Source organism: Halopseudomonas xiamenensis, assembly GCF_014219065.1.
Lineage (GTDB): Bacteria > Pseudomonadota > Gammaproteobacteria > Pseudomonadales > Pseudomonadaceae > Halopseudomonas > Halopseudomonas xiamenensis.
Window position 1 is genome coordinate 1 of the sequence record NZ_JACLGO010000003.1, and the last position, 24,415, is coordinate 24,415.

Annotated in this window: 26 protein-coding genes and 2 pseudogenes; 14 read left to right on the forward strand and 14 right to left on the reverse strand. The window is 58.3% G+C overall.

What is annotated here, in order from left to right:
- Positions 1-390: 390 nt before the first annotated feature.
- Positions 391-807 (forward strand): recombinase family protein, encoded by a 417-nt coding sequence (locus H6X51_RS02490; RefSeq protein ID WP_185265953.1) that lies wholly within the window; start codon positions 391-393, stop codon positions 805-807.
- Here H6X51_RS02490 and H6X51_RS02495 read toward each other — a convergent pair.
- Genes H6X51_RS02495 through H6X51_RS20400 form a run of 3 tightly spaced genes read right to left on the reverse strand, consistent with a single transcriptional unit; the run spans position 779 to position 3,018 of the window.
- Complete coding sequence (locus H6X51_RS02495; RefSeq protein WP_011113072.1) at positions 779-1,768, reverse strand: IS481-like element IS5564 family transposase; 990 nt, start codon at positions 1,766-1,768, stop codon at positions 779-781. The genes H6X51_RS02490 and H6X51_RS02495 overlap by 29 nt on opposite strands.
- Positions 1,768-2,943: a chloramphenicol efflux MFS transporter Cmx gene (cmx, locus tag H6X51_RS02500; RefSeq protein ID WP_047217927.1), complete on the reverse strand. Its 1,176-nt coding sequence runs from the start codon at positions 2,941-2,943 to the stop codon at positions 1,768-1,770. The genes H6X51_RS02495 and cmx overlap by 1 nt, the downstream gene beginning before the upstream one ends.
- 21 nt (positions 2,944-2,964) lie before the next feature.
- Positions 2,965-3,018 (reverse strand): chloramphenicol resistance leader peptide, encoded by a 54-nt coding sequence (locus H6X51_RS20400; RefSeq protein WP_011113070.1) that lies wholly within the window; start codon positions 3,016-3,018, stop codon positions 2,965-2,967.
- A gap of 163 nt (positions 3,019-3,181) precedes the next feature.
- Between H6X51_RS20400 and H6X51_RS20220 the strand changes: the two genes are divergently transcribed.
- Complete coding sequence (locus H6X51_RS20220; protein WP_328795608.1) at positions 3,182-3,412, forward strand: helix-turn-helix domain-containing protein; 231 nt, start codon at positions 3,182-3,184, stop codon at positions 3,410-3,412.
- A gap of 113 nt (positions 3,413-3,525) precedes the next feature.
- Here the strand turns inward: H6X51_RS20220 and H6X51_RS02515 are convergent, their stop codons facing one another.
- Entirely contained in the window at positions 3,526-4,233 is a 708-nt protein-coding gene (locus H6X51_RS02515; RefSeq protein ID WP_221627195.1) for a hypothetical protein, read from the reverse strand.
- A gap of 432 nt (positions 4,234-4,665) precedes the next feature.
- On the opposite strand from H6X51_RS02515, the gene H6X51_RS02520 reads away from it, so the two are divergent.
- On the forward strand, positions 4,666-5,202 hold the full coding sequence (locus H6X51_RS02520; RefSeq protein ID WP_034002762.1) for an AAA family ATPase: 537 nt from the start codon (positions 4,666-4,668) through the stop codon (positions 5,200-5,202).
- A 131-nt stretch (positions 5,203-5,333) separates the two neighbouring features.
- On the opposite strand, the gene H6X51_RS02525 is transcribed toward H6X51_RS02520, so the two are convergent.
- Positions 5,334-5,825 (reverse strand): GNAT family N-acetyltransferase, encoded by a 492-nt coding sequence (locus H6X51_RS02525; RefSeq protein WP_034002759.1) that lies wholly within the window; start codon positions 5,823-5,825, stop codon positions 5,334-5,336.
- Positions 5,826-6,103: 278 nt separating this feature from the next.
- On the opposite strand from H6X51_RS02525, the gene H6X51_RS02530 reads away from it, so the two are divergent.
- Positions 6,104-6,952 carry a DUF523 domain-containing protein gene (locus H6X51_RS02530; RefSeq protein WP_198345407.1) on the forward strand — a complete coding sequence of 283 codons (849 nt, stop codon included), beginning with the start codon at positions 6,104-6,106 and terminating at the stop codon, positions 6,950-6,952.
- A gap of 178 nt (positions 6,953-7,130) precedes the next feature.
- On the forward strand, positions 7,131-7,601 hold the full coding sequence (locus H6X51_RS02535) for a gamma-glutamyltransferase (protein WP_157737746.1): 471 nt from the start codon (positions 7,131-7,133) through the stop codon (positions 7,599-7,601).
- Between the two features lie 44 nt (positions 7,602-7,645).
- Here the strand turns inward: H6X51_RS02535 and istB are convergent, their stop codons facing one another.
- The 6 genes and pseudogenes from istB to H6X51_RS02570 all read right to left on the reverse strand — a co-directional run bounded on the left by istB (position 7,646) and on the right by H6X51_RS02570 (position 14,546).
- A complete protein-coding gene (istB, locus tag H6X51_RS02540; RefSeq protein ID WP_000983249.1) occupies positions 7,646-8,431 on the reverse strand; it encodes an IS21-like element IS1326 family helper ATPase IstB in 786 nt (261 codons plus the stop codon).
- The gene (gene istA / locus H6X51_RS02545; protein WP_001324342.1) at positions 8,418-9,941 is read right to left on the reverse strand and encodes an IS21-like element IS1326 family transposase; all 1,524 of its coding nucleotides are present in this window, start codon (positions 9,939-9,941) and stop codon (positions 8,418-8,420) included. Before istA ends, istB begins: the two co-directional genes overlap by 14 nt.
- Positions 9,942-10,011: 70 nt before the next feature.
- Positions 10,012-10,464, reverse strand: a complete 453-nt coding sequence (locus H6X51_RS02550) for a TniB family NTP-binding protein (RefSeq protein WP_032488973.1) — start codon at positions 10,462-10,464, stop codon at positions 10,012-10,014.
- 2 nt (positions 10,465-10,466) lie between these two features.
- The gene (locus tag H6X51_RS02555) at positions 10,467-12,146 is read right to left on the reverse strand and encodes a Mu transposase C-terminal domain-containing protein (RefSeq protein WP_000179844.1); all 1,680 of its coding nucleotides are present in this window, start codon (positions 12,144-12,146) and stop codon (positions 10,467-10,469) included.
- 141 nt (positions 12,147-12,287) lie between these two features.
- Positions 12,288-13,982 (reverse strand): annotated as a pseudogene (locus H6X51_RS02565) (Tn3 family transposase); the annotation flags it as partial.
- A 3-nt stretch (positions 13,983-13,985) separates the two neighbouring features.
- Entirely contained in the window at positions 13,986-14,546 is a 561-nt protein-coding gene (locus H6X51_RS02570) for a recombinase family protein (protein WP_034064682.1), read from the reverse strand.
- A gap of 518 nt (positions 14,547-15,064) precedes the next feature.
- Between H6X51_RS02570 and H6X51_RS02575 the strand changes: the two genes are divergently transcribed.
- The 6 genes and pseudogenes from H6X51_RS02575 to H6X51_RS02600 all read left to right on the forward strand — a co-directional run bounded on the left by H6X51_RS02575 (position 15,065) and on the right by H6X51_RS02600 (position 20,404).
- Positions 15,065-16,552 carry a SulP family inorganic anion transporter gene (locus H6X51_RS02575; protein WP_003090759.1) on the forward strand — a complete coding sequence of 496 codons (1,488 nt, stop codon included), beginning with the start codon at positions 15,065-15,067 and terminating at the stop codon, positions 16,550-16,552.
- Positions 16,553-16,566: 14 nt separating this feature from the next.
- A complete protein-coding gene (locus H6X51_RS02580; RefSeq protein WP_054897304.1) occupies positions 16,567-17,418 on the forward strand; it encodes a universal stress protein in 852 nt (283 codons plus the stop codon).
- Positions 17,419-17,423: 5 nt separating this feature from the next.
- Positions 17,424-17,777, forward strand: a complete 354-nt coding sequence (locus H6X51_RS02585; RefSeq protein WP_034064688.1) for a TraR/DksA family transcriptional regulator — start codon at positions 17,424-17,426, stop codon at positions 17,775-17,777.
- 44 nt (positions 17,778-17,821) lie between these two features.
- Complete coding sequence (locus H6X51_RS02590; RefSeq protein WP_121380372.1) at positions 17,822-18,784, forward strand: SdiA-regulated domain-containing protein; 963 nt, start codon at positions 17,822-17,824, stop codon at positions 18,782-18,784.
- A 63-nt stretch (positions 18,785-18,847) separates the two neighbouring features.
- Positions 18,848-19,312: pseudogene (locus H6X51_RS02595) on the forward strand (helix-turn-helix domain-containing protein); the annotation flags it as partial.
- 168 nt (positions 19,313-19,480) lie between these two features.
- A complete protein-coding gene (locus H6X51_RS02600) occupies positions 19,481-20,404 on the forward strand; it encodes an Abi family protein (RefSeq protein ID WP_185265955.1) in 924 nt (307 codons plus the stop codon).
- 8 nt (positions 20,405-20,412) lie between these two features.
- Here the strand turns inward: H6X51_RS02600 and H6X51_RS02605 are convergent, their stop codons facing one another.
- From H6X51_RS02605 to H6X51_RS02615, 3 genes are all read right to left on the reverse strand, one after another.
- Positions 20,413-21,657, reverse strand: coding sequence for a three-Cys-motif partner protein TcmP (locus tag H6X51_RS02605; RefSeq protein WP_185265956.1), 1,245 nt, complete (start codon positions 21,655-21,657; stop codon positions 20,413-20,415).
- A gap of 14 nt (positions 21,658-21,671) precedes the next feature.
- Complete coding sequence (locus H6X51_RS02610; RefSeq protein WP_185265957.1) at positions 21,672-22,472, reverse strand: DUF5131 family protein; 801 nt, start codon at positions 22,470-22,472, stop codon at positions 21,672-21,674.
- Positions 22,473-22,718: 246 nt separating this feature from the next.
- Positions 22,719-23,516 carry a hypothetical protein gene (locus H6X51_RS02615; protein ID WP_185265958.1) on the reverse strand — a complete coding sequence of 266 codons (798 nt, stop codon included), beginning with the start codon at positions 23,514-23,516 and terminating at the stop codon, positions 22,719-22,721.
- 93 nt (positions 23,517-23,609) lie between these two features.
- Here H6X51_RS02615 and H6X51_RS02620 point away from each other — a divergent pair, with 93 nt between their 5' ends.
- From H6X51_RS02620 to H6X51_RS02630, 3 genes are read left to right on the forward strand one after another with little or no spacing between them, the layout of a single operon-like run.
- Positions 23,610-23,834 carry an antitoxin MazE family protein gene (locus tag H6X51_RS02620; protein ID WP_185265959.1) on the forward strand — a complete coding sequence of 75 codons (225 nt, stop codon included), beginning with the start codon at positions 23,610-23,612 and terminating at the stop codon, positions 23,832-23,834.
- A gap of 14 nt (positions 23,835-23,848) precedes the next feature.
- On the forward strand, positions 23,849-24,157 hold the full coding sequence (locus tag H6X51_RS02625) for a type II toxin-antitoxin system PemK/MazF family toxin (RefSeq protein WP_328795609.1): 309 nt from the start codon (positions 23,849-23,851) through the stop codon (positions 24,155-24,157).
- A 43-nt stretch (positions 24,158-24,200) separates the two neighbouring features.
- On the forward strand, positions 24,201-24,368 hold the full coding sequence (locus H6X51_RS02630; protein ID WP_185265960.1) for a hypothetical protein: 168 nt from the start codon (positions 24,201-24,203) through the stop codon (positions 24,366-24,368).
- Positions 24,369-24,415: the final 47 nt, after the last annotated feature.

Genomic DNA, 24,415 nt, shown 5'->3' on the forward strand with positions numbered 1-24,415 from the left:
GGTGGGACGGGCCCGTGGCTTCAAGATCACTTGCAGTCCGACCGCGATGTCTTGGTTGCGCGAGAGGTTGTCGATATCCTCCACTTCCATCATCAACCCTGGATAATGCCGCCGCCGTCATCGCCGCCGACGCCCGTGCCGGGCTTTTCGGGCCTGTCAGGCTTGCTCGGCCTTCAGCCTGCCTGGGCGAGATCTCCGGCGGACGGATTAACGGCGGAGCTTCGCCGCCTTTCGTGCGTGTGAAGGCCGAAGATAGTTCTCTCAAAAACATCCGTTTATGAGAGATACCAAAGCCGACAGTCTGCCGAAGGTTGAAGGTCTCTCAAAACTGCCTCTCGCTTCCGATCTCTCACCGATCTACGTTTCTAAGTGTTTTGAGAGGAGAACAGCATGTTGGTGGGGTACGCCAGGGTTTCGACACGTGATCAAACCCACGCGCTGCAACTCGATGCGCTCCGCAAAGCAGAATGTGAGCGCATCTTCGAGGAGACGGCGTCTGGCGCTCAGCGCGCTCGACCGCAGCTTGCCGCCGCACTCGACTACGTCCGCAAGGGCGACACCATCGTGGTCTGGAAGCTCGATCGGCTGGCCCGCTCGATCAAACAGCTAATCGAGACCGTCGAGCACCTGGAGCGACGCGAAATCGGCTTTCGGTCGCTGACGGAGCAGATCGACACCACGACTGCTGGCGGTCGGCTGATCTTCCACATTTTCGGGGCTTTGGCCGAGTTCGAGCGCTCGATAATCCGCGAACGGTCCAGGGCAGGCCTAGAGGCCGCTAGGTGTGATGTCCAGGGACGTTGTTGAGTCGGTCGAAGGGTACGCCGCCAATCGCAGAGTGGTGTCGGTGGTGGTTGTAGAAGTGGAGCCAGCCGGGCAGCGCCAGGCGTCGTTCGGCCTCTGAACCGTAAAACCTGGCATAGGCCCAGCCGTCCCCGAGCGTGCGGTGGAATCGCTCGATCTTCCCGTTCGTCTGCGGCCGGTAGGGGCGTGTCCGCTTGTGTCGGATGCCGAGCCGAGCGCAGAAGTCCCTCCATGCGTGGGATCTGTATGCCGACCCGTTGTCGGATAGGACTCGCTCGACGGTCACGCCTCGTTCGGCGAACCAGGCCACGGCGCGTTCGAGAACTCCCACCGCTGTGCTCGCCTGCTCATCCGACCAGATTTCTGCGTATGCGACGCGGGAGTGGTCGTCGATGACTGTGTGAACGAACGCCGTCCCGGTGCGCGGCTTGTGATCTTTTCCTCGTGGTAATCCCGGAGTCGCGAGCTTGTTCCGTGCGCCTTGCTGCCGACCTACGTAACGATGTCCACCGCCGTCGGGGATGTTGCCGAACTTCGTGACATCGACATGAATCAACGATCCCGGATGAGGATGCTCATATCGCCGCAATGGCTCGCCAGTGACACGATCGATATGCGAGAGGCGGTTCACGCGGCAACGGACGAGGACCGCGTGAACAGTCGACGTCGAGAGACCAAGTCGCGCAGCGATCTGGGCTGGCCCCAGTCGAAGCCGCCAGCGCAGGTTGATGATCTTCTTCTTGACATGCTCGGGCGTCCTGCCTGGGATCCGGTGCGGCTTGCTGGAGCGATCCTGCATCCCAAACTCACCCTCTTCCCGGTAGCGGCCTGCCCATTTCCGGGCAGTGATCGGGGAGACCATGAACATCTTTGCGGCGATCGTGGCCGGATAGCCGTCTTCGACAATCAGCCGGGCTAACCGGAGACGGGCACGAGGAGTGAGAAGAGCGTTCGGATGGGTCATCAATTGGCCTCCGCCGCGGTCTTCGTAAGCGCGCGTCTGGTGAGAAGCATGATGACGAGAGCGATCGCTGTCAGCACCGAAGCGACCCAAACCGGCGCGAGCAGCCCCAGCCCGGTCGCGAGCCCGAGCGCACCAAGCACGGGCCCCGCTGCAGCTCCGATATTCAATGCTGCGGTTGCGTACGAACCGCCCATCGTTGGCGCACCCGATGCTGCATACAGCACACGCGTGATCAGAGTACTGCCGACGCCGAACGACAGGAATCCCTGAACGAGGACGAGGACGATAAGCGCGACGGGATGAGATGCGACCACTGCCAACACGATCCAGCCTGTCAGCAATAGCGGTCCGCCGACTGCGAGCACGAGGCCAGGTCGTTGATCTGATAGTCGTCCTGCGATCGTGACGCCAAGGAACGATCCGATGCCGAACATCACCAGCGCGACGGACACCCACGCTTCGGCCAAGCCCGCGGTCTCGGTCACGATGGGTGCCAGGAAGGTGAATGCCGCAAAGGTCCCTCCGTTGATCAGCGCTCCGAGTACCATGGCCAGGATGAGCCGCGGCGTCGCCAACTGGCTGAGCTCGACACGGAGCCTTGGTGAGGTCGCGCTAGTCTCGCTCCGACCAACATTGTTCGTGACGCCACGAATGACTCCAACGGCCGCGGGAATACAGAGGATGGCGATCGCCCAGAACGTCGTTCGCCAGCCCAGCGCTGTGCCGAGCAGTGCCCCGGCGGGGACGCCCACGACGGTTGCGATCGTCGTGCCGGAGAGCAGGATCGACAGTGCACGCCCCTTCTGGTTCGCTGGCACGAGGGTAGTGGCCGTGCTCAGTGCTACGGCGAGGAATCCTGCGTTTGCGAGAGCGCTGAGCACCCGGGTGATGAGCAGGAGAGAGAACACTGGTGTCATCGCTCCGATGACGTGGCTTCCCGCGAACACGAGAAGGCAAACGATCAATGTGAGCCGCGGTGGCCAACGGCGAGCGAATGCCGCCATCACTGGCGCGCCGACGACCATACCGACTGCGAATGCGGAGGTCAGCAGTCCCGCAGTGCCGACCGAGACGTCAAGTTCGGTCGCGATCGCGGGGAGCAATCCCGCGAGCATGAATTCTGAAGTGCCCATGACGAAGACCGCCAGGGCAAGCATGTAGAGGGCAAAAGGCATCGAGTACTCCGAGGTGTGAGATCAAGAAATGGTTCTTCTTGTCACCACGGCCAGCGCCCCGGGTACGCCAGACATACGCCCACACAGATCGTGGGCGTCGTAACTAGTGGTTCAAGGGGCTGGCGGTGTGACCGACAACCCCTGACCTGTCTGATTCGGGACTCGACATGCCCCAAACTCTAACATGCCTTCAATGCAATGGCGAGCGGTCTGGACAGATACTTCTTGAATCGGCACGGTGTCATTACGGGCGGGGGCCAGAACAACGTCCCTGGACATCACAGCTAGGGCGCGCGGACGGATCGGCGGTCGGCCGAGGGCGCTCTCGCCGACCGACTTGATCGCCGCGAAGGCGATGCTGACCAACCGCGACATCACCGTAGTCGAAGTCGCGCGGCGCCTGAGTGTGTCTCCCGCCACATTGTATCGACATCTGCCAGGGGGTCGTACAGCGGCCGAACTGGAATGACGCGTTCCCTATTGAACGGTCAGGCGCTGATCGAAGAGCCTCGTAGTCCACTCTTCGGCAGAAGGGGTGCTTCCGCCTACGGACCCATAACTGACCGTCGCGATGGAACCGGCCTAACGCGAGACCAAGTGCGCAACGACCCGCTCGTGTGGCTTCAGCTGGTCGCTGAACCCGCGTCCGGATTGACGTTGATGCTGGTCGAGTTCGAGCAGTCGCCTAAGTTCGGCGCGAAGGAGTAACTGCCCCGAGTTCTCGTCGCTGCCGACGTAGTCAATGAGCGACTCGTCTGCCTCATGCCACGCCAGCGCGTCCACGACGACCACTGCTTTAGCAAACGCTGCTGGCCGCCAATCCGGTGAAAAGTCGATCACCGCCGGCGGCAAGCCGTCTTCGAAGAGAACATTGCCTCCGAAATCACCGTGGATAACTTGGCCGTCGGCTTCGACGGGCATCAGACGCTCGATGAGCGGCGCAACTAGGGGAGCCAGCTCGTCGGCGTAAATGGCCTCCTCCTCCCCCCAGGCCATCCGATCGGCGACAGCCCAAGGGTCGGAGCGTCGCGCCATGAAGGCGGGCCTCTCGACGTTACGAAGAGCCACGTGGAAGGCATCCGCCACATCGAGGACCTCAGGCCAGCGGTCAAAATCATGGGCGCCAGGGAGAAGCGTCTGCGCGAACCACCCATCGACGCACCATCCGCCCGTGTGAGCCTCGACGTACTGCGGGACCCTAACTGCGGCGCTGGCGATCTTGGCCAGCACTCCGGCTGACCACTCGGTTTCCTCCGGGAGCGTCGTTCGTTTCAGAACCACATTGCCCACGCGAAACGCCGCGCCCTGACCGCCGGACAGGGCCTCAGCATGTCCGTTCAGTCTGAAAGCCTCGAGGACCGGAGCGGGCGGTGGCTGAGCCATCCCAGCAGCGTAGCACTAGCCCACATGCCGCGGAATCACGACATAGCCTGCTCGCCACCCTTCTGAGACAATGACGAGGTCTGCTCGCCGGAAAGGTGGCTGACGTCTGCTTCAGGTGCCCAGACCAACGACCGTTCACCACCCCACGCGGACGCCGCCGACGTTCGGGTGTCGGTTGGGTGACAACTCTGACCCGCGCGGCATGGGCGGTCGCCCACGGCCGGGCAAGTGTTAGAACCTCCACCGTGTCCTCCATCAAATCGCAACTTAGCCCTCGAATTGTGCTGTGCGGGCGACTTTCAAGCTTCATTATCGGACTGCCCGTCGGGAGCGTGATCTTTGCCAAGGAACCTCATCCTAGTTTCGGGCTGCCCTGGCGTCGGAAAGACGACCCTGGCTCGCCCGCTCGCCAAGGCCCTCGCGGTTCCGTTGATTGCGAAAGACGACATCAAGGAGACGCTGTTCGACAAATTGAACGGAACACCCGGCGACGAGGGCTTCTCACGCCAGATCGGGGGCGCGGCGATGGAGGTCATGTGGACGCTCGCTGGGCGATGTCCAGATGTGATGCTGGAAGCAAATTTCCGGCCCGACAGCGCCTATGAACGGGGGCGAATACTCGCGATGGACGCCAATGTCATCGAGGTGCATTGCCGATGCGACCGAGAAACGATTGCACAGCGCTTCCGAGATCGCGCCGCGGCAGGAGAGCGGCATCGGGCCCACACGATCTCAGAACTGACAATGGACTATGTGGCGCAGTTTGAGCGCCCGATTGGCATCGGGCGCGTCGTTGTCGTCGAGACACTTGGGCCGCTGGATGTCGCCTCAATTGCCAAGGAGATTGATCGCAATTTTCTGCGCAATCCAACCTAGCTCGCCGAGCAACCCGCCCGGATGCGGCTCCCTTGGCCGATGTCTGCTTCCGGGCGTCGGCCTCGTTACCGTTCGCGACCCATGGCGGACGGTCGAAAGGTCAGCTCTGCGGCGAAAGCTCAACCCTCCAGTCAGTTGGCGCCATCCTGAGCATCAAGCGTAAGCGACATCTCGGTTGTCGGCCTCCAACCGAGTTGTTCGTAGAGCCCCCGTCCCTGTTGGGTGGCATGTAGGACCGTGTAGGTGAGACCTCTGCGCTCTGCTTCCAGACGGCAAAGGTCCATCAACCGCTTGCCCAAACCGCGCCGCCGATAGGTTGGTTCGACGTACATGTTCAGGACGTAGCCGCGCGCGCCCTGGTCCGGATGCGATGGGTGGGGCGGCCAGTCGAGCACCATCATCCCCACGCCGGCGATTACTTCAGCGTCCGCGAGGATCAGCCAGCCGAAGTACCGACCATCGGCCAGACGGGGTTCTAACCACGGTCTAAAATTATCAGTCATCGGGGTGACCGCTTCGTCGGTGCGGCCAGAGACTTTGAACATCTCGTGGCGGTGACGGCAGATGGTTTCGAGGTCCTCGGGTTGAACCGGTCGAACCTGGAATTCAGTCGCTGCATCCATGCTGAACTGGAGCGCGATAATGAAAAAACGTCAACGTCAGCTCGCCACCCGCCTGTGACGATCCAGGGGTCTGCTTTTCGCCGGTTGCGAAGCTGACGCCCCAATCATCGCTAAGTTGTCCTTGACCGGTCCACCGCAAACTATCAGATTTGCAGGGGCTCAAGCAGATGAGGCCCACGGTCCGCGTGAAGGGTTCAACCCGGTCTGCTACACATTCTCCATCTTCTTTCTTGCTCGTGAAACGCGGACGCCGAGCGCTAAGAGAAAGAAGGTGCATCGTGAGCTACACCCCTCTTCCCCCACGTCCGAGTCTCGAATTGCTGCGGAAGCGCGCTAAACGCCGGTTGACCGACCTGCGGGCGGCGTCTCCGGAAGCACGCCTCTTCGATGCGCAGTTGCAGCTTGCTCGGGAGCATGGGTTCTCAAGTTGGCGCGCCTTGAAGGAGCAGATTGACCGCGTCCGCAGAGAAGGCCGCTTCCGCGCCGACGGTAGTCCGGCCCATCTTCCAGACGAAACGGTGATCAATGGGTGGCCGGACTTCACCTCCGAACGCCCGTTGAAGGTGTTGGTGAGCGGCTGTCTCACCGGCTTGCCTGTGGGCGTGGAAGGTAAACCCTATGGTGAATATCCGCCCATCGTCAGGTTCTTAGCGAGGCCTGAGGTCGATGCGGTGACATTCTGTCCTGAGCACTTCGCATTCGGAACGCCGAGGGACTGCCCGGACATTCATGGCGGTGATGGATACGACGTGCTCGACGGCCGCGCCCGGGTTCTTTCAGAGGCCGGACAAGACTGGACTGACGCCATGGTGGAAGCGGCCCGTCAGATGTTGCGCATCGCCCAGGCGCACCAGGCTCGACTTGCGCTGCTGCAGGACATTAGCGCTGCCTGCGGATCGCAGGTTATCTATCGGGGTGCTCGGAAAGCAGGGGCTCCGCACCAGGTCGGCGCAGGCGTGTGCGCGGCGCTGCTCATCCGCAACGGCATCGCTGTTATCAGCCAGCGCGACTTCAAGAGCTTCGACCTCATCCTACGCAAACTGGATCCTGCCCGATCGCCCCGGCCGGACCTGAGGGATCATCACCAAAACGACTGGTATCGAACGTTCTTCGGCGGGGACGGGTAAACGTCGGCAAGACAATCCTAGGCTTTGCCGCACAGCCATAGGGGGAGGAACCTGCATTGATCGGCTTTCCTGTATCCCGACCGGCGCCGCACTGGGGCGGCGTCGCGAGAGCCCGACGTTCAGTCGGGACGGAATGGTGGCTGCGGCTCATCCTCTCGCCGCCAGCGCCGGCGTCGACATGCTGCGCAACGGCGGGAACGCCATCGACGCAGCGGTCGCCGCTGGGTTCGCCGCGAGCGTCGTGATGCCCGAGATGTGCGGCCTGGGTGGCGATCTCTTTGCGATCCTCCACCTTCCAGGCCAGACGCAGGCGCCTCTCGCAGTGCTCGGAGCAGGGGCGTCGCCGCTTGGCTGCACGCTTGATCAGATGATCGCCGCCGGCCGCCCGACATCCACCGGCGAGGTTAAAATGCCCTATCGAGGCGCCTTGTCTATTGGCGTGCCCGGCATGGTCCACGCCTTGGTCGAGATGCATCAGCGCTTCGGACGATTGTCCCTGCACCAGGTCATGGCGCCCGCGATCGGCCTTGCTGACCGCGGATTTCCTCTGACGCGCCTGGGGGCCTGGTCCATCGCGGTGAGTGAGCCGCTCCTTCGACGCCACTCGGAAGCCGCAGCGGTCTTTCTGTTGATTTGCACCCAAATTTGACCCGGGATTTGCATTGAATTTTGACCCACCCCTTGTTGTCAGAATTATGTCTCGATTTTCAGTTTGCGGGTCTGTTTTTCCTCCTGCTTATTCTGAGTTGAACTGTGTTTGAAGCGGTAACTTTCATTGCCGGTTTCCAGGATGTGGCAGTGGTGGGTTAGTCGGTCCAACAACGCTGTTGTCATCTTTTCATCGCCAAACACTCGGCTCCATTCCGAGAAGCTCAAGTTGGTGGTCAGTATCACGCTGGTTTTTTCGTACAGCTTTGAGAGCAGGTGAAACAGCAGTGCCCCACCGGTTTGGCTAAAAGGCAAATATCCCAGCTCATCCAGAATCACCAAATCGGCATACAACAGACGGTTTGCGATTTGTCCCTGACGCCCAGATGATTTCTCTTGCTCCAGTGCATTGACCAAATCCACGGTGGAGAAGAAACGCACCCGTCGGTTCAAGTGCATCACTGCTTGTGTACCAATGGCTGTGGCCAGGTGAGTCTTGCCTGTGCCTGGCCCACCAATCAGCACCACGTTCTGGGCTTGTTCCATGAAGTCGCACCGGTGCAATTGTTTGACCGTGGCCTCATTAACCAGGCTTTGACTGAAGTCAAAGCCCACCAAGTCCCGATACACGGGGAACTTGGCCACCCGCAATTGATAGTTCACCGAACGTACTTCACGCTCTGCCACTTCAGCTTTAATCAAGCTGTCCAGCATGGGCAAGGCTTGATTAAATGCTGGTGAATTCTGATTGCCCAACTCCTCAATGGCGTGTGCCATGCCAAAGAGTTTCAAGGATTTGAGGATTCTCACATGGCCTTCATGCTGCATCATGGGCTCTCCTTAAACTGTCATAGCGGTTCACGTTGGCCTGTGGTTCCAATGTCAGCCTTAACCCCTTGGGAATTGGAATCGGTTTGGGTGGAGGTTCTTCGGTCAAACGTCCCAACAGATTAAGCACATGCTCCTTCGATGGCTTGCCACACTCCAATGCCAATTCCACAGCACTGAGTACCGCACCTTCATCGTGGTGCAATACAAGGGCCAGAATTTCCACCATGTCACGGTCACCGCCGGGGCGTTGCAGCAAGATGGATTGAAGCTTCTTGAACGCGGGTGGCAATTCAGCAAATGGCGCACCATTGCGCAACGCCCCAGGTTTCTTCTGAAGCACAGACAAGTAATGGTGCCAGTCGTATTGTGTGTGGCCACGCCGAGCGTGGCCACTGCCAAACAATCTTGGATGCTCGGCAATGTGTTGGCCTTCGGCAGCCATCACCAGCTTGTCTGCATAAATCCGAAGGCTGATGGCCCTGTTGGCGTAACTGGCAGGAACGCTGTAGCGATTGCCCTCGTGGTGAACAAGGCAGGTTGAAGTGACTCGCTTGGTTTGCTCCACGAATGCATCAAAGGCATTGGGTAGCGCCATCAACTCGCCTTGTTCATCGGCAAAGGCCTCTTGCACGGTTTGGTCCAATTCGGGGTGGCGCAGCTCAGACCACAGCGCTTTGCAGCGATGCTCAAGCCACACATTCAAATCAGCAAGGCTTTGAAAGTCTGGTGCCCCTTGCCACAGGCGTTGGCGGGAATCCTGCACGTTCTTCTCAATCTGGCCTTTCTCCCAACCCGATGCTGGATTACAGAACTGCGCATCAAACAGGTAGTGGCTGACCATGGCAGTGAACCGCTGATTGACCCTGCGCTCTTTGCCACGCCCCACCGAATCCACAGCGGTCTTCATGTTGTCGTAGATGCCGCGCTTGGGAATGCCACCGAAGATTTGAAAGGCATGCCAGTGGGCATCAAACAGCATTTCATGTTTTTGCTGGTAGTAAGCCCGAAGCACAAAGGCCCGGCTGTGGGCCAACTTAAACTGGGCAATCTGAAGTTTGACCTGTTTGCCCGCTATGCGGGCAAAGTCCTCACTCCAATCGAATTGGAAGGCTTCGCCACAAGCAAAGCGCAAGGGGATGAAACAACCCTTGCCCGAGGTTTGCGCCTTGAACTGTTCGGAATCTTTCCACTGTCGGGCAAAGGCACACACTCGGTCATAAGACCCGGTAAAGCCCAAAGCGACCAAATCCCGGTACATGCTGCGCAGGTTTCTGCGCAGCTTCTTTGTCTTTTTGTGCTCGGTGGAGAGCCACTGCCTTAACTTGGGCTCAAAAGGACTTAACTTGCCAACGCTGTCTCGCGCTGGGTACTGCGGTTCAACCACCTTGCTTTGCAAATACTTGCGAACGGTGTTCCTGGACAGGCCGCTTCGTCGGGCTATTTCCCGAATCGACGCACCATCGCGAAAATGCCAGCGTCGAATTGCGCTCAATATCGCCACGTTTATCACTCCTTGATTTCTCCCGCCATATCCAGACGGGAAACAGTGTCATACGTGGGTCAAATTTCGACGCAAATCTTTACCCTAAGTGGGTCAATTTTAGATGCAACTCAACAGCCAGAGCCAGTTGCTCCATTTCCGGCAACCGTGGGCGTGGGCGCAGCGGCGCGCCCATCGCGGCGAGCAGCGCGACGTAGAAGCGGATCACGGACGGCTCGGACGGCATCTGCACGACCAACACCGGGATGTGCTCCTGGTCGGCGTCGGAGCTGGCCGGGTGGGTGCGGCGGAACTTCTCGACGATCATCGACTTGCCATTGTTGGTCGGGCCAACCAGCAGCAGGTTGGGCATGCGTTGCTTGTTTGGCCACGCATAAAGGGCTTCCAGCCGGTTCAGCGCCTCGACTGCGCGCGGATAGCCGATCCAGCGGTCGGCGCGAAGGCGCTGGATGCGCTCGTCCGCCGGAAGACGGGCCAAGCCCTGGGCCGCCGGCAGCAGGTGGGACAGGTCGATGATGGGATATTCGTCCACGGCTACCACTCCTCAATCTGGTCGAACGGTTTGGCGGGTGGCAAGTTGTCTGCCTGCGGGTCGGCAATATCCGTATCCGGCGGAACGGGCTTGTCCGGCCGAGCTGATGTCTTGAGGTGCTGGCGGCGATCCGCGTCACGCCGCGCCTTGCGTGTGGCCTTCTGCGCGCTGGTCACAATCTCACGCATCTGGCCGATCATGCGGAACAGCGCCGACTCATCCACCTGTTCGCGCCCTTGCTGCCGCAGTTTCGCCAGCGCCTGCCGTTGTTCCCAGAGGGTGACAGCCGGATGCGACAAGGTACGGTAGGGAATTTCCAGGTAATGCTGTCCCTCCGGTTCCAGGACCCAGATACGGCTGATGTCGCGCGGATCGCGCCGGATCAGAAAGGACGGCCAGCGTTCACGCCGCGCAATCCACGGCTTGAGCGCATCGGCGTAGTAGTGGATGTGGTCGATGACAAAGCCGGTGCGGGTCAGCGTGCGCCGGAGGATCGGCAGAAAATCGACCAGGAACGAAGTAGCGCGTGTGACGACGGCCGGTACGCCGACACGCGCCACGGCCTCGGCCCAGCGCGCGGCCGGCGGTTGGAGCAGGCCGTTGTGCACCGAACCGTGGTAGGTGCCGACCGCCAATGTGAGCCAGCGCTCTAGCTCGCGCAGCGTCAGGGCGGCCTTGTTTTCGGAATCGTAGTCGCCGCGCTGGTCAGGGTTGGAGAAGGTCGTTCCCGGCAGTTCGTCGTGAATCATCTGCATCGCCGTGCCGATGATCCGTTCCACGATGCCGCCATAGTGCGGCTGTCCCAGCGGGCGATAGTCCAGCCGGATGCCATGCTGCTCGCAACCCCGGCGCAGGGCCTCGCTCTTGAACTCGGCCGCGTTGTCTAGGTAGAGCAGCAAGGGCTTGCCGCTCATCTGCCAATCCATTTCCACGTTCAGTCCTTCCAGCCAAGGGCGCTTGTCGCAGGCGACATGCACGAGGCACAGGCCAACCGAAACGGCAGACGGCGCTTCCAGCGTGACGACCATGCCGAGCACGCAGCGGGTGAACACGTCGATGGCGAGGGTCAGGTACGGGCGGCCAATAGGTTGCCGGTCGCGGTCATCGACCACGATCAGGTCGATGACCGTATGGTCTATCTGCACCTGCTCCAGCGGCGCGGTCACGGCAGGAGGCTCGCCGCCCACACCTTGTAGGTCACGAGCGGCATCCTGGCCTTCCCGCCGGCGGATGACCTTGCGCGGGTCAAGGCTAGCGATCCGTAAGGCCACGGTATTGCGCGCCGGCACTCGCAGTTTTTGAGCCTTGCACACCTGAGTGACTTCGCGGTGAAAGGCCGCTAGGCTGCGCTTCTGCTTGGTCAGGAACCGCTTTTGCAGTAGCTCGTGGATGACGCGCTCGACCGGTTCCGGCAAGCGCCCCTTACCTTTACCTCCACCGGACTGGCCGGGCACCAGATCCGTCACGAGGCCGCTGCCTTGCCGGGCACGCCGGATCAGAACGTATACCTGGCGCCGAGACAAGCCCAGCGCCTGAGCCGCCATATCGGCCGCTTCGTGCCCGACCGTCTCCGACTGCGCCAACGGACTGATGATCTCCGCACGACGGCGCGCACGCTCCCAAGCCTCATCAGGCAGAGTGGCCACGCCTTGTTCTGGAATCCGTGGGGTGTCCGTCGCCATGCTCACCTCGCTTTGGTGCACACGAGTATTGAGCATAGTCGAGATTGGTGCAGATCACTTCTGATATTGAACTGTCAGGAGCTGGCTGCACAACAGCCATTACGCCCAATCAACTGGTGCAGTCGTCTTCTGAAAATGACACAGCGCCTGCGCGGTATTGGGCACCGCGGAATCCAGTGGGGTGATCTTCAGCCCCGACTCGGTGAGGATGGCATCGGGCAGCTCGTTGTCCTTGGCCAGGCGGGTGACGGTGGCCAGCTGCTCGTCCAGCAGCTGCAAGCGCTCTTCCAGGTACTGGTTGCTGTTCGGGTTGATCGCCAGGGGCAGAGCCTGCGCATGCTTGAGCGCGGCGAACCTCTCTGCCGGCAGCAGGTAGTCGTCAAAGTCGCGGAACTGCCGCGAGCCCTTGACCCAGATGTCGCCGGATCGCAGCGCGTTCTTCAGCTCGGACAGGGCGCAGATTTCGTAAAAGCGCCGGTCGAGGCCTTCCGGGGTTATCACTAGCGGCTTCCAGCGCGGCTTGATGAAGGCGGTGGGCGCATCGGCCGGCACCTTGCGCAGGTTGTCGGCGTTCATCTCGCGCAGGGCCTGCACGGCCGCCAGCACGCCTTGCGCAGCCGGGGCGGCGCGCAGTTCCAGCACCTCCAACAAGGCCGGCGTATAGCGGCGCAGGGTGGCGAAGTTCTCGCCAACCAGGTGCAGATGGTCGAAGCCCTCCGGCCGGGCCAGCAGCTCGGCCTCGCTGACGCTCTCGGTGAACTCGTCCCAGGGAATCACCGCCTCGATGGCGGCGTAGGGATCGCTGCCGCTTTCCTTGGCCTCCAGCAGGGCCTGGCCGATCTTGGAGTACAGGCGCACCTTGTCGTTGATCGCCTTGCCTTGCTTCTGGAACTGCTGCTGATGCTTGTTCTTGGCGCTGCTAAACAGCTTGACCAGGATGCGGTCGTGCAGATCGACCAGCTCATCAATCACGGTCGCCGTACTCTCCAGCACCACGGCGGCCAGGGTCGCGTAGCGCCGCTGCGGCTCGAACTTACCGAGGTCTTTGGGCGTCATCTGCCCACCCTCGCGGGCCAGCTTGAGCAGGCGGTTCTGGTGGATGTGCCGGCCCAGAGCTTCGGGCAAATCCACCAGCTGAAATGTCTTCAGCCGCTCGATGTGTTCGAGCATGTGCCGGGAGTTCGGTTTTAGTGGGGCCTGCCGCAACCAGGTCAACCAGGTGATGCTGCTGCCGGCCTTGAGCTTCAACAGCTCGTCCAGCTTGGCCCGATGCGAGTCCGTGAGTGGTTCGACGAGGGCGCGGTAGACCCGGCGATTGGCCCGCGCAATGGCTTCCGAGCAGGCCCGGTCAATCACGCTCAGCGCCGGCAGGATGCGCCGCTTCTGCCGCAGACTCTCCAGCGCCTGGCCGGCCAGCAGCAAACCCTTATCGGTCTGCTGGGCCAACTCGGTCAGCTCGCGCACCAGGGCGCGGAAGTCGGACAGGCCGAACGGGGCCAGTTGTAGGTAGGTGCGCAGTTCCTGGGCGTGCTCGCGGCGAGTCACGTCGCGTTCGCCGTACTTCGCCCAGCTCGCCGGGTCGGCCTGAACTTGCTTGGCCACCCACTGGATGACCGGCTCGGGCAGCTCACTGTCAGTACCCAGTGCGTAGCCGGGGTAGCGCAGCAGGCAGAGCTGCACCGCAAAGCCCAGGCGGTTGGCGTCGCCGCGCCGCTGGCGGATCAGCGACAGGTCGGAGTCGTTGAAGGTGTAGTAGCGGATCAGGTCATCCTGGCTTTCTGGCAGCGCAAGCAAGGTGTCTCGCTCAGTGGCCGAGAGAATCGAGCGACGCGGCATGGTTCAGTCGTCCGTGCGAAGGTACTGGTAGAGGGTTTCACGGCTGATGCCGAACTCGCGGGCGAGCTGAGCCTTCGGCTCGCCCGCAGCGGCCCGCTGCCGCAACGTGATGGCTTGCTCGTCGGAGAGGGCTTTCTTGCGGCCCCGGTAGGCACCGCGCTGCTTGGCCAGGGCGATGCCCTCGCGCTGCCGCTCGCGGATCAGGGCGCGCTCGAACTCGGCAAAGGCACCCATGACCGACAACATGAGGTTGGCCATGGGAGAGTCCTCGCCGGTGAACACCAACCCCTCCTTCAAGAACTCGATGCGTACACCGCGCTTGGTCAGCTTTTGCACCAGACGGCGCAGATCGTCGAGGTTGCGCGCCAGGCGATCCATGCTGTGCACCACCACGGTATCGCCTTCGCGGACGAATCCGAGCATAGCCTCCAGTTGCGGGCGCTGGGTGTCCTTGCCTGAGGCCTTGTCGGTGAACAGCTTGCCGATCTCGACCTGCTCAAGTTGGCGTTCCGGGTTCTGGTCATAACTGCTGACTCGGACGTAACCGATGCGTTGTCCCTGCAAGATGCCTCCATAGGCTGGATGGGCGGTAGGGCTTACGTTGGTTTTTGGTTCCATTGCGCCCGAAGCCTTGAATTTGTCAGGCTGAAATCTATGACCTTGGCAAGCATGTGTCAAAGAATGTGAAAGCGGACTCTATTCTGACGGCGCGGTGCGGCCTTGCCTGACATCCAGTTAGGGTATAGCTCAGGCTGACATCCAAACAGGACGCCCTAGTCCGGGGGGGACTCGCAGAAATTGCCCTCTTCCTGTAGACTGTTGCGGCCATTGAGTTACTAAAGACACCCGATAAGGCCTCATGCTTACTCTGCAAAACATGATCTGGCTGCCTACGCCGCCATAGCGCTTCGCCCCCCGCATCATCTGTGACTGCTTGCTCTGCCAGCGGTCGCTTTCTGCTGTGCCTTCGGTTTTAACACCCTCCACAGCACCCCTACATCCGACAATTTGACCTCGTATCGACCAGCTGCACTTGGCCTGCGCCATGCTGTGCTGCGCGATCCATTGCCTTGGGAATTCTGATGCTCCACTCGTTAAAACAAACCTGGTTATCCAACATCCGTGGCGACATCCTCGCCGGTCTTGTGGTCGCCCTGGCCCTCATCCCTGAAGCCATCGCCTTCTCGATCATTGCCGGTGTCGACCCTAAAGTCGGCCTGTACGCCTCTTTTTGTATCGCCGTGGTCATCGCCTTTGTCGGTGGTCGCCCGGGAATGATCTCGGCCGCAACCGGTGCAATGGCACTGCTGATGGTGACCCTGGTCAAGAACCATGGTCTTGAATATCTGCTGGCCGCCACGCTGCTATGTGGCGTGCTACAAATCGCTGCTGGCTACCTGAAGCTCGGATCGCTGATGCGCTTCGTCTCGCGCTCGGTGGTGACCGGTTTCGTCAATGCACTGGCGATCCTGATTTTCATGGCTCAGCTGCCTGAGCTGACCAATGTCACCTGGCACGTCTACGCCATGACAGCCGCAGGCCTCGGCATCATCTATCTGTTCCCCTATGTCCCCAAGATCGGCAAGCTCATCCCATCGCCGCTGGTGTGCATCATCGTGCTGACCGCCGTCGCCATGTCGGTTGGGCTGGATATCCGCACGGTCGGTGATATGGGTGAACTGCCGGATACGCTACCGATTTTCCTCTGGCCTGACGTGCCGCTGACGTTCGAGACGTTGGCCATCATCTTCCCTTACTCGGCAGCGCTGGCCGTGGTCGGTCTGCTGGAGTCGATGATGACCGCGACTATTGTCGACGACCTGACCGACACCCCCAGCGACAAGAACCGCGAGTGCAAGGGCCAGGGCGTGGCCAACATTGCTTCGGGTCTGATCGGCGGTATGGCCGGCTGCGCGATGATTGGTCAGTCGATCATCAACGTGAAATCTGGCGGCCGTTCTCGCCTGTCGTCCCTGGCCGCAGGCGTATTCCTGCTGCTGATGGTGGTGTTCCTCGGCGACTGGCTGAAGCAGATCCCGATGGCTGCACTGGTGGCAGTGATGATCATGGTGTCCATCGGCACCTTCAGTTGGGATTCGCTGCGCAACCTGAAGAAGCACCCGTTGTCGACCAACATTGTCATGGTCGTCACCGTGGTGGTCGTGGTCGCCACCCACAACCTTGCCTTCGGCGTGTTGGCCGGCGTACTGCTGGCCGCGATGTTCTTCGCCAACAAGGTTGGCCATTACATGGCGATCAGCTCTTCGCTGGACGAAGCAGGCGAGCACCGTAGCTATAACGTCACCGGCCAGGTGTTCTTCAGCTCGGCAGACAAGTTCGTCGCGGCCTTTGACTTCAAAGAAGCCCTGAACAAGGTAACCATCGACCTGAACCGTGCTCACTTCTGGGATATCACCGCCGTTGCCGCTTTGGACAAAGTGGTCATCAAATTCCGCCGCGAAGGCACCGAAGTTGAAGTGCTGGGCCTCAACGAAGCAAGCGCCACTATCGTGGATCGCTTCGGTGTTCACGATAAACCCGACGCTATTGATCAACTCATGGGCCACTGAGAAGGAGAAAAACAATGACCCACGTAATTGCCTGTATCGACGGTTCCGCCTCGGCCCCAGCCGTTTGCGACTACGCAGCCTGGGCCAGTCTGAGCCTGGAAGCCCCGCTGACCTTTCTGCATGTGCTGGATCAGCGACAGTACCCGGTTACAACGGATCTGAGTGGCAATATCGGCCTTGGCAGCCGCGAGCACCTACTCGATGAGCTTGCTTCCCTGGATGAACAGCGCGGCAAGTTGGCCCTTGAACAAGGGCGGATCATGCTTGCCGCCGCGAAAGAGCGGGCCATGACGGATGGTGTGGCCGCGCCGGAGTCCAAGCAACGTCATGGCGATCTGCTGGAAAACCTGCAAGAGCTGGAAAGCGAAACGCGCCTATTGGTCATCGGTCGCCAAGGCGAGTCTAGCGGCGGTCTGAGTCAGCATGTCGGAAGCCAGCTGGAGAGCGTGATTCGTATCATGCACCGGCCAATCCTGGTCACCCCGGCCAACTTCCAAAAGCCCGAGAGCGCAATGCTGGCCTTCGATGGCAGCGCTACTACCCGCAAGGGTGTGGAGATGCTGGCGGCCAGCCCCCTGCTGAAGGGGCTGCCGATCCACCTGGTGATGGTTGGGCCAGTGAACGACGAATCGTCCGCGCAGCTGGACTGGGCGCAGAAAGTGCTGCTCAACGTCGGATTCACTGTTCGCGCCGAGACCCTGAACGGCGAGATAGAGCCTACCTTGCACGCCTATCAGAAAGAGCACGGCATCGACCTGCTGGTGATGGGGGCCTACGGTCATTCGCGCATCCGTCAGTTTCTGGTCGGCAGCACCACGACCAGCATGCTGCGCACCACCACTGGCCCACTGTTGCTGCTGCGCTAACGGCCATGGACGACGCCCTCGATCTTGCCCATTTCAAGACCCTACTGGAACAGCGGGCTGCCGAGCTGGATCGGTTGCTGGAAGACGCTGAGTCTCGCTCGCAATCGGTGAAGTTGGATCAAAGCAAGGTAGGGCGTCTGTCGAGGATGGACGCACTCCAGCAGCAAGCGATGAACGATGCCATCCGCAGTCGGGCGCAGCATGAACGCGTCCGCCTCCAGCTGGCCCTCAAGCGTTGGTACGAGGGCGAGTATGGCTGGTGTAACCAATGCGGCGAGTTGATCGCCTCGGGCCGCCTGGAATTCGATCCGGCCACGCCGTTGTGCATCACCTGTGCGAGCCGCGCCGAGTCGGATTGAAACCATGACAGCTCGTGACGTCAGTCCCAATTAACGAGGCTTCTATGTATTTGTTGGCAAAAAACTGGCTGGGCCGAACACGGAAAACTAGCACTTGGATGTGGGCACTGCTGTGCCTTGCGTTGCTCACCGTATTCCAAGTCCGCACCCATCACCTTGATGATCGTTTGTACTTCTGGATCAAGACCCACTGGCACACCGATGATTGGCAGGAGCGCTCTGTGTGGCTGCCTGACTACCGGGTTGAGCTGGATGCTAAGGCGGTTCCCGGTGTGGACAACAATCTTTCGGGCCTGACCTTCGACCCTGACCTAAACCTGCTGTGGGCGGTCACCAACGGCCCAAACGAACTATTGGCCCTTAGTCGTGACGGTGATGTGGAAAGGCGTTACAACCTGGACGGCTTCCACGATGTGGAAGCTGTGTCCTATGCCGGCAACGGCCAGCTGGTAATCGCCGAAGAGCGCCGGCAGAGCCTGGTTGTCGTGGATGTCCCCATCGCCGAAGACGGTAAACTTTCTCCTGATCGACCATTGAGCCGAGACCAGTATCCAGCGCTGACCCTGGCGCTTGGCAAGGAAGACAACAAAGGCCTTGAAGGGCTCGCCTACGACCTGAAAGGTGATCGCTTGTTTGTGACCAAGGAGCGTGACCCACGCCAATTGCTGGAAGTGAGCGGCCTTCGTGCCAGCCTGGCAGGAGGCTTTTCCCTGCACGTCCGCGACCTGTCCAGCCTGGTAAAAGACAAGGTGTTTGCGACTGACTTATCTTCGGTCGTCTTCGATCAACAGAGCGGCCATCTGATTCTGCTCAGCGACGAGTCGAAACTGCTGATCGAAATGACCGACGAGGGCAAGGTGGTGAGTTTCCGCTCCCTGGCGCGCGGTTTTGCCGGTTTGCTGAAGGGCATACCTCAAGCCGAAGGTGTAACCATCGACGATGAAGGGTATTTGTACGTGGTCAGCGAGCCGAACTTGTTCTATCGCTTTACCCGCGAGACAGATTGACCAGTCAACAAGCTACAGTCAGGCGTGGCCGGGACGCTTGAACTGTTAGCGTACGATTTTTTCCGAATTCTGCGGGCTCCCCGACTACCTCTTCCCGAGGCCGAGCGCTTGGTGGCCACTATCCGATCCAAGGGCGCCAAATTGGCTGTGCCCGGTGTGGTCGACTTGACTGAACTGGCGAGCGAATCGAAAGGCGTGGCCAAGGTCGTATTGGAATCAGTTCAGGACATGCTTCTGAAGTTGGCCCTGCAGATGGCCCGGGATGATTATGAGGAGCGGCGGGAGCGTCAGAGCCAAGGCATAGAGCTGGCCAAGCAGGCCGGGAAATATAACGGGCGCAAAGCAGACGCCATTACCCATGAACGAATCATTACCTTGCGCCGCAGCGGGCATAGCATTGCAGAGACAGCCAGGCTGGCCGGTTGTAGTACAAGCCAAGTGAAGCGAATATGGGCGAAGTGGCGGGCTGCCAGTCTGAACCAGTCCTCACACACTGGTAGTCAGTCGGAAAGCAACTGGCTAGGTTGACGATCGCCTCTAAATTAGAGAGTATGTCTGTAATCGCGCCCGATCCTCTGGTGCTGGCTAGTCCAGCATTACGTTCGGGCCTTCTCATTTCTGGAGACATGGAAGTTGTTGGCTCCCAAGCCTTTTCGCACTTACTCTGACCTCGTTAAGCTACTGACCCAACGTAATATGCAGATCGTAGATCCAGCCCGGGCGGAACGAAAGCTCGCGCAGCTGGGATATTACCGGCTCAGCGGCTACTGGTATCCAGCGAGAGAGTTTGCTCAGGACGCTCAAGGCCAGAAGACTCTGTGTCCTCATACTCGGAAACCCCTTCGTCTGGAGCATTTTCAGGCCGGCACCGTCTTCAGCGACGCTGTTATTCTCTACCAGTTTGACAAGCGCCTGCGGCTGCTGATGCTCGACGCAATAGAGCGCCTGGAAGTGAATATCCGATCCGTAATCGCTCACGAAGTCGGTTACCATAATCCGATGGCCTATACCGACCAAAACTTCATCCGGCCAAAGCAAGCGCGGAATTTCCACACAGCGAAAGGTAAGCTTCGCAACAAATGGACGGAGTGGTTGGCTCGTCAGCAAGATCTACTGAACCGGAGCACCGAAGACTGTATTGAGTGGCACCGCCTGACGGGACGGCCCATCCCGTTCTGGGTCGCTGTAGAGGCTTGGGATTTCGGTACGCTTTCCAGGTATTTTGAGATGCTAAAAGGCAGTCATCAAAACCGGATTCTGCGTAGATTCGGACTGAACGATGCGAAGATTTTTGCTCGCTGGCTGCAAGAGATCAACCTGCTGCGCAACCGCTGCGCCCACCACAGCCGTATCTGGAATCAGGTTTCACCGAACGCCCTCTCTGCATTGCCGAACGAGGCATACTTCCAGAAGCTCAACCTGGATCACAACGCGCTCACCAGAATCTACGGTGTTATCTCCATCATGTGGTTTCTGCTCAGACGCGTAGCGCCGAACTCGTCGTGGATTTGCGATGTGGCGGACCTCATCGACAGCAAGCCGGGGCTACCTGGATGCACGTTCACCTCTCTTGGGCTTCCAGCCGAGTCCGGCTTCCCTCGCCAACTTTTCGGAGTCTAGCCCGTCCCTTATTTGTTAAAACCTGAAAAAAGCGGAAAAAAACTCCGTTGGCTTTTAAACTTAAGAGTATCACCTGCCACGATAGTGTTTGCTTTTCTCCGCATGCCCCCAGTTGAGGTATGAACCTCTATCTCTGGATTTTCTATAATCGCAGAGTGGACATCATCAGAATGAGCAGGCGTTTCATTGTAGATGCTTGCATAAAAATCACCTACTACTACGGTGTCGCCCGATTCTGAAATCAGCCTTGGTATGTCCTCTAAAAGTTCTTTCCTAGCATTCTCTCGGTCGGACTCTCCGAAAAGATAGAGAGACCCATCTTCGGCCGGGTCGTAAGAGAGCATATTTAAACCTGATCGACCGAAGTGAGCCTGAGCACTGCTATTTTCATGCAGGATATTATTATAAACCTGACGTGCCTTGTAGGATGTTGCAAAATGAATCAGCCAGTATCGCCAACCCTGAGGATTATTTATAGAGAAGGGGCTTACGTACGGAGCGCACTCTTTGAAGGCTTGGAAAACCAATCGTTCAGCGGTACCAAGCCAAGTATTGTTATTCATTTTCCCATCGAGCACATTTAAATCACCCAGCCCCAGTCCCACTGCAGACAGCTGATTTGAAATCAACACCGGCTCGGACTTTCTTAGAAAGGAAACCAGCGCCTCAATCGCAAACGTATAAAATATTTCCGCCGATGGGTTCGAACGAATGATATCAAGTATAGTTTTTCTCTCTACGTGGCTGTGTCCGCACTGGTCGAGATTAAACAAGACATTTCTATACCTAAATTTCGCCAAAAGACCCTTTACTTTTGGGTAAACCTGTTCAAAAGGCTCACTAAAATACTCGACATGTATTTTAAGGTGGGTGTCACCGTCCAACACCTCAGCAATGAGGGGGGTTAAATTTTCTTTTAGATACTCGGTTACATCTTTATCTGCATCATTTAGCACCAGCAAACATTCTATTCCGACCAACCCCAACCCCTGCATGGAGCGGTTTATATTTATCAATTTTAACGCATTTCTTAGCTCTTCGATAAAAATAACCGGAGATCCTGCAGCCCCACATTGATAACGCCCTCCACCCGAAAACCCATCAACTACTGCCAGCCGAAACTTTGACTGTTGAGGCAGTTGGCATCGTATAGTAAGATACTGAAAAAAATACTCTCTTAATATCTTATGTTTCCGTTTGGAATGATCATCTAGAATCGCACCATTCAGCCATTCGTATCTTTTTTCTGCCATTCTTTCAAAATTCCCTATCGAAACGAGGCCTGCTGCGAAGGATCTACAATGGTGATGGGCATTTCATCCCATGTTCGCCCTCTGTATTCTCTGCCGTTATCTTTTTTTGATCTTTTTTTATTGTCTTTTCCCCAAGCCCCCCACTGCTTAAAAAAGAATGCCGTTTCGCTTATCAAGCACTGCTCGTAAATCTCATCAATCCAGCATTCCTTTATAGGTCGTGCGGCTCGCCCACTTTCACCTCCAACGATAGCCCAATCTATCCCCCCCAAGTCAACACCTGCCACTGAACCAATCAATGGTTCAAAAGAAATAAACCTTATAGCCGCGGGAACCTCGCGAAGACTATCAATTCGATGTAATACGTCTGCATTTTCAACGCTCGTACCAAGCCAGACATTTGGAAGAATATCATTGATTTTCGTAGATATTATATCCCTCATCCGACCAGGCCGCTTCGTCAAAATTTGATAGCTGTGACGTGGAGTTTCCCTCATGACGTTCCATACACGCAATATAAATTCGTCGCTCACATCATCATGAAACAGGTCGCTCATGGAGTTAACAAATATTTTTCTAGGCTTTTTCCAAGAGTAAGGTGTCGTCAGCGATTTCTCATCCTCCCGCACTACTCCATTCCAAACGACTCGCTTACCAGTTTGCCTTGTAAGACCAATGTATTTCTCAACGCGCATGGATTCAAGTCGCTTCGACATCTCCATCGCATAGCAGTTTTTACACCCTTCGCTAATTATCGAACAGCCTGCTACAGGGTTCCACGTGGAGTCCGTCCACTCGATTTCGGTTTCAGCCATTTCTGCACCTATGCGATCGTTTCATCTCTATTGGGTACAATTGCATACCCAGCAACCCCTGAAATCACTCTAAGCATATTAAGAAGTTTACACAAGAATATCATATGCAACATCAAACCCCTTTCCCTTTTGGTTTTACCAATCTCAATTCCTTTCGGATAGGGCCCTTGGCCCTTGGTCTACCATTCCCTTCCAGGGCCATTTACCCCTTTGGCTGGTGCAGCCATTTGCAACCGAGGGCCCCAGCTATCTCTGATCAGCGCGCGTGACACTCTCAAACCATGCCGCCATCTCCGCCTGGATATCCGTACTGACCGGAGAAGGCACCCCGACATGCAGCTTCATCTCCTTTGCTTTCAATTCTGCCCGCTGCTTGGCAAGCAGGCTTCGCTGCTCCGCAAATACCGGTGATAGCGCTTCCACTGGAACGTCATATCCCTCATGCTCATTCATCTGCCTGCGCAGCCGTTTGAACTGCTCTGGATCTGGTGGGCTATCGAGCACTCGTTGCCTGTCAGCAGAACGCACTCCATGCTCCTCTGCCCAGAACCCGACCACCTCCTCCCAAACCTCTGAGTACGGCTTGGAAAAAGTGAATACTTTCGCTGGCTGGCGAGGAGCTTCCGCATCCTGATATCTGGCCACTTTGAAGCAGGCTCGCCAGCTGCCTCTGCCCTGCCGATGAAATGCCGCGGTAATACCATGCACGCCGACGCCTCGTTCGGGACGTGTATTCGGGTAGCTTTCCGTTACAAAGCGCTCGTACCGATATTGCAAACTGTCGCGCTGCCATTTCAGGTCCTGTAGCTGCGCTTCCAAGCGGCGAGCGAGAAAAAGCACGTCGGCATCTTCCTGGACTTCAGCTGATGAAGTACCGAATAAACGCTGAAGATCACCGTTAAACTCGGCTGTCACATGAAACCCAACAAATCCAGCCGGATGCTCGCCCGGCCCGTAGTAAGTTACTGCCATTGAAAACCCTACTAATGATCCAAATCGCTGCACTGACACAATTTGATAGAACTCATCGAAGCTGGAAAGCATTACCGCCGTTGATCGCTATTTCGCCCAGTCCTGTTGCATGTAACACAAAACACCTTTAGCATGGTTACATGTAACAAACGGGAGGTTCGCCAGATGGCAAACACAGATGTCAATTCACGGGTCCAGAAGCACCGCGACGCGCTGCGCATGTCAGGACTGCGGCCAGTACAGATCTGGGTGCCTGATACACGTCGCCCTGACTTTGCTGAAGAATGCCGTCGACAGAGCCGCCTTGCTGCCAGAGCAGATTCAGCCGACCATAACATGCAGGACTTTATGGATGAAGCTCTTGGGGACATCGATGGCTGGACAGACTGATGAGAGGTGACTTCGTGACCGTCGCCATGTCTGGTGACTTTGGAAAGCCCAGGCCGGCACTGGTGATTCAGGCAGACCTGTTTAACGAGCATAGCTCTATCACTGTTCTACCAGTGACGGGCACTCTGGTCCGCGCTCCACTGCTACGCATCACAGTCCAGCCCAGCGTAGAGAATGGTCTGAAGAAACCTTCACAAGTGATGGTGGATAAGGCCATGACCATCAAACGGGACAAAATTGGGCCAGCTTTCGGGCGCGTTGACGCAGATGCGTTAGTGGAGATTGAACGTTGCCTTGCATTGTTCCTGGGGATTGCCAAGTGAAAGCTATTTGTAAGACAGATACATCAGTGGAGGTATCACGCTGATGGAGTTCATCGACAGGCTGATCGTCGCCTGCGCCCATGCTATTGGTCGGCTCGGCATGTTCCTGATAACGCTTTGGGTCCGCCTGGTCTTTATCCTGGTCTGTCTGGTCATCCTCGGCATACTGGGCCTGATCGGCGTCTGGGCATTTGGGCTATTTTTCGGCTAAGCTGGACAACCCCAAACCCAGCCGCTATGTTCTGATCAAGCCACGAC

Coding starts and splice junctions, on each gene's coding strand:
- H6X51_RS02490 (WP_185265953.1), top strand. CDS start 391: ATGTTGGTGGGGTACGCCAGGGTTTCGACACGTGATCAAACCCACGCG.
- H6X51_RS02495 (WP_011113072.1), bottom strand. CDS start 1,768: ATGACCCATCCGAACGCTCTTCTCACTCCTCGTGCCCGTCTCCGGTTA.
- cmx (WP_047217927.1), bottom strand. CDS start 2,943: ATGCCTTTTGCCCTCTACATGCTTGCCCTGGCGGTCTTCGTCATGGGC.
- H6X51_RS02525 (WP_034002759.1), bottom strand. CDS start 5,825: ATGGATGCAGCGACTGAATTCCAGGTTCGACCGGTTCAACCCGAGGAC.
- H6X51_RS02535 (WP_157737746.1), top strand. CDS start 7,131: ATGCTGCGCAACGGCGGGAACGCCATCGACGCAGCGGTCGCCGCTGGG.
- istB (WP_000983249.1), bottom strand. CDS start 8,431: ATGATGCAGCATGAAGGCCATGTGAGAATCCTCAAATCCTTGAAACTC.
- H6X51_RS02555 (WP_000179844.1), bottom strand. CDS start 12,146: ATGGCGACGGACACCCCACGGATTCCAGAACAAGGCGTGGCCACTCTG.
- H6X51_RS02575 (WP_003090759.1), top strand. CDS start 15,065: ATGCTCCACTCGTTAAAACAAACCTGGTTATCCAACATCCGTGGCGAC.
- H6X51_RS02580 (WP_054897304.1), top strand. CDS start 16,567: ATGACCCACGTAATTGCCTGTATCGACGGTTCCGCCTCGGCCCCAGCC.
- H6X51_RS02585 (WP_034064688.1), top strand. CDS start 17,424: ATGGACGACGCCCTCGATCTTGCCCATTTCAAGACCCTACTGGAACAG.
- H6X51_RS02590 (WP_121380372.1), top strand. CDS start 17,822: ATGTATTTGTTGGCAAAAAACTGGCTGGGCCGAACACGGAAAACTAGC.
- H6X51_RS02600 (WP_185265955.1), top strand. CDS start 19,481: ATGCAGATCGTAGATCCAGCCCGGGCGGAACGAAAGCTCGCGCAGCTG.
- H6X51_RS02605 (WP_185265956.1), bottom strand. CDS start 21,657: ATGGCAGAAAAAAGATACGAATGGCTGAATGGTGCGATTCTAGATGAT.
- H6X51_RS02610 (WP_185265957.1), bottom strand. CDS start 22,472: ATGGCTGAAACCGAAATCGAGTGGACGGACTCCACGTGGAACCCTGTA.
- H6X51_RS02615 (WP_185265958.1), bottom strand. CDS start 23,516: ATGCTTTCCAGCTTCGATGAGTTCTATCAAATTGTGTCAGTGCAGCGA.
- H6X51_RS02620 (WP_185265959.1), top strand. CDS start 23,610: ATGGCAAACACAGATGTCAATTCACGGGTCCAGAAGCACCGCGACGCG.
- H6X51_RS02630 (WP_185265960.1), top strand. CDS start 24,201: ATGGAGTTCATCGACAGGCTGATCGTCGCCTGCGCCCATGCTATTGGT.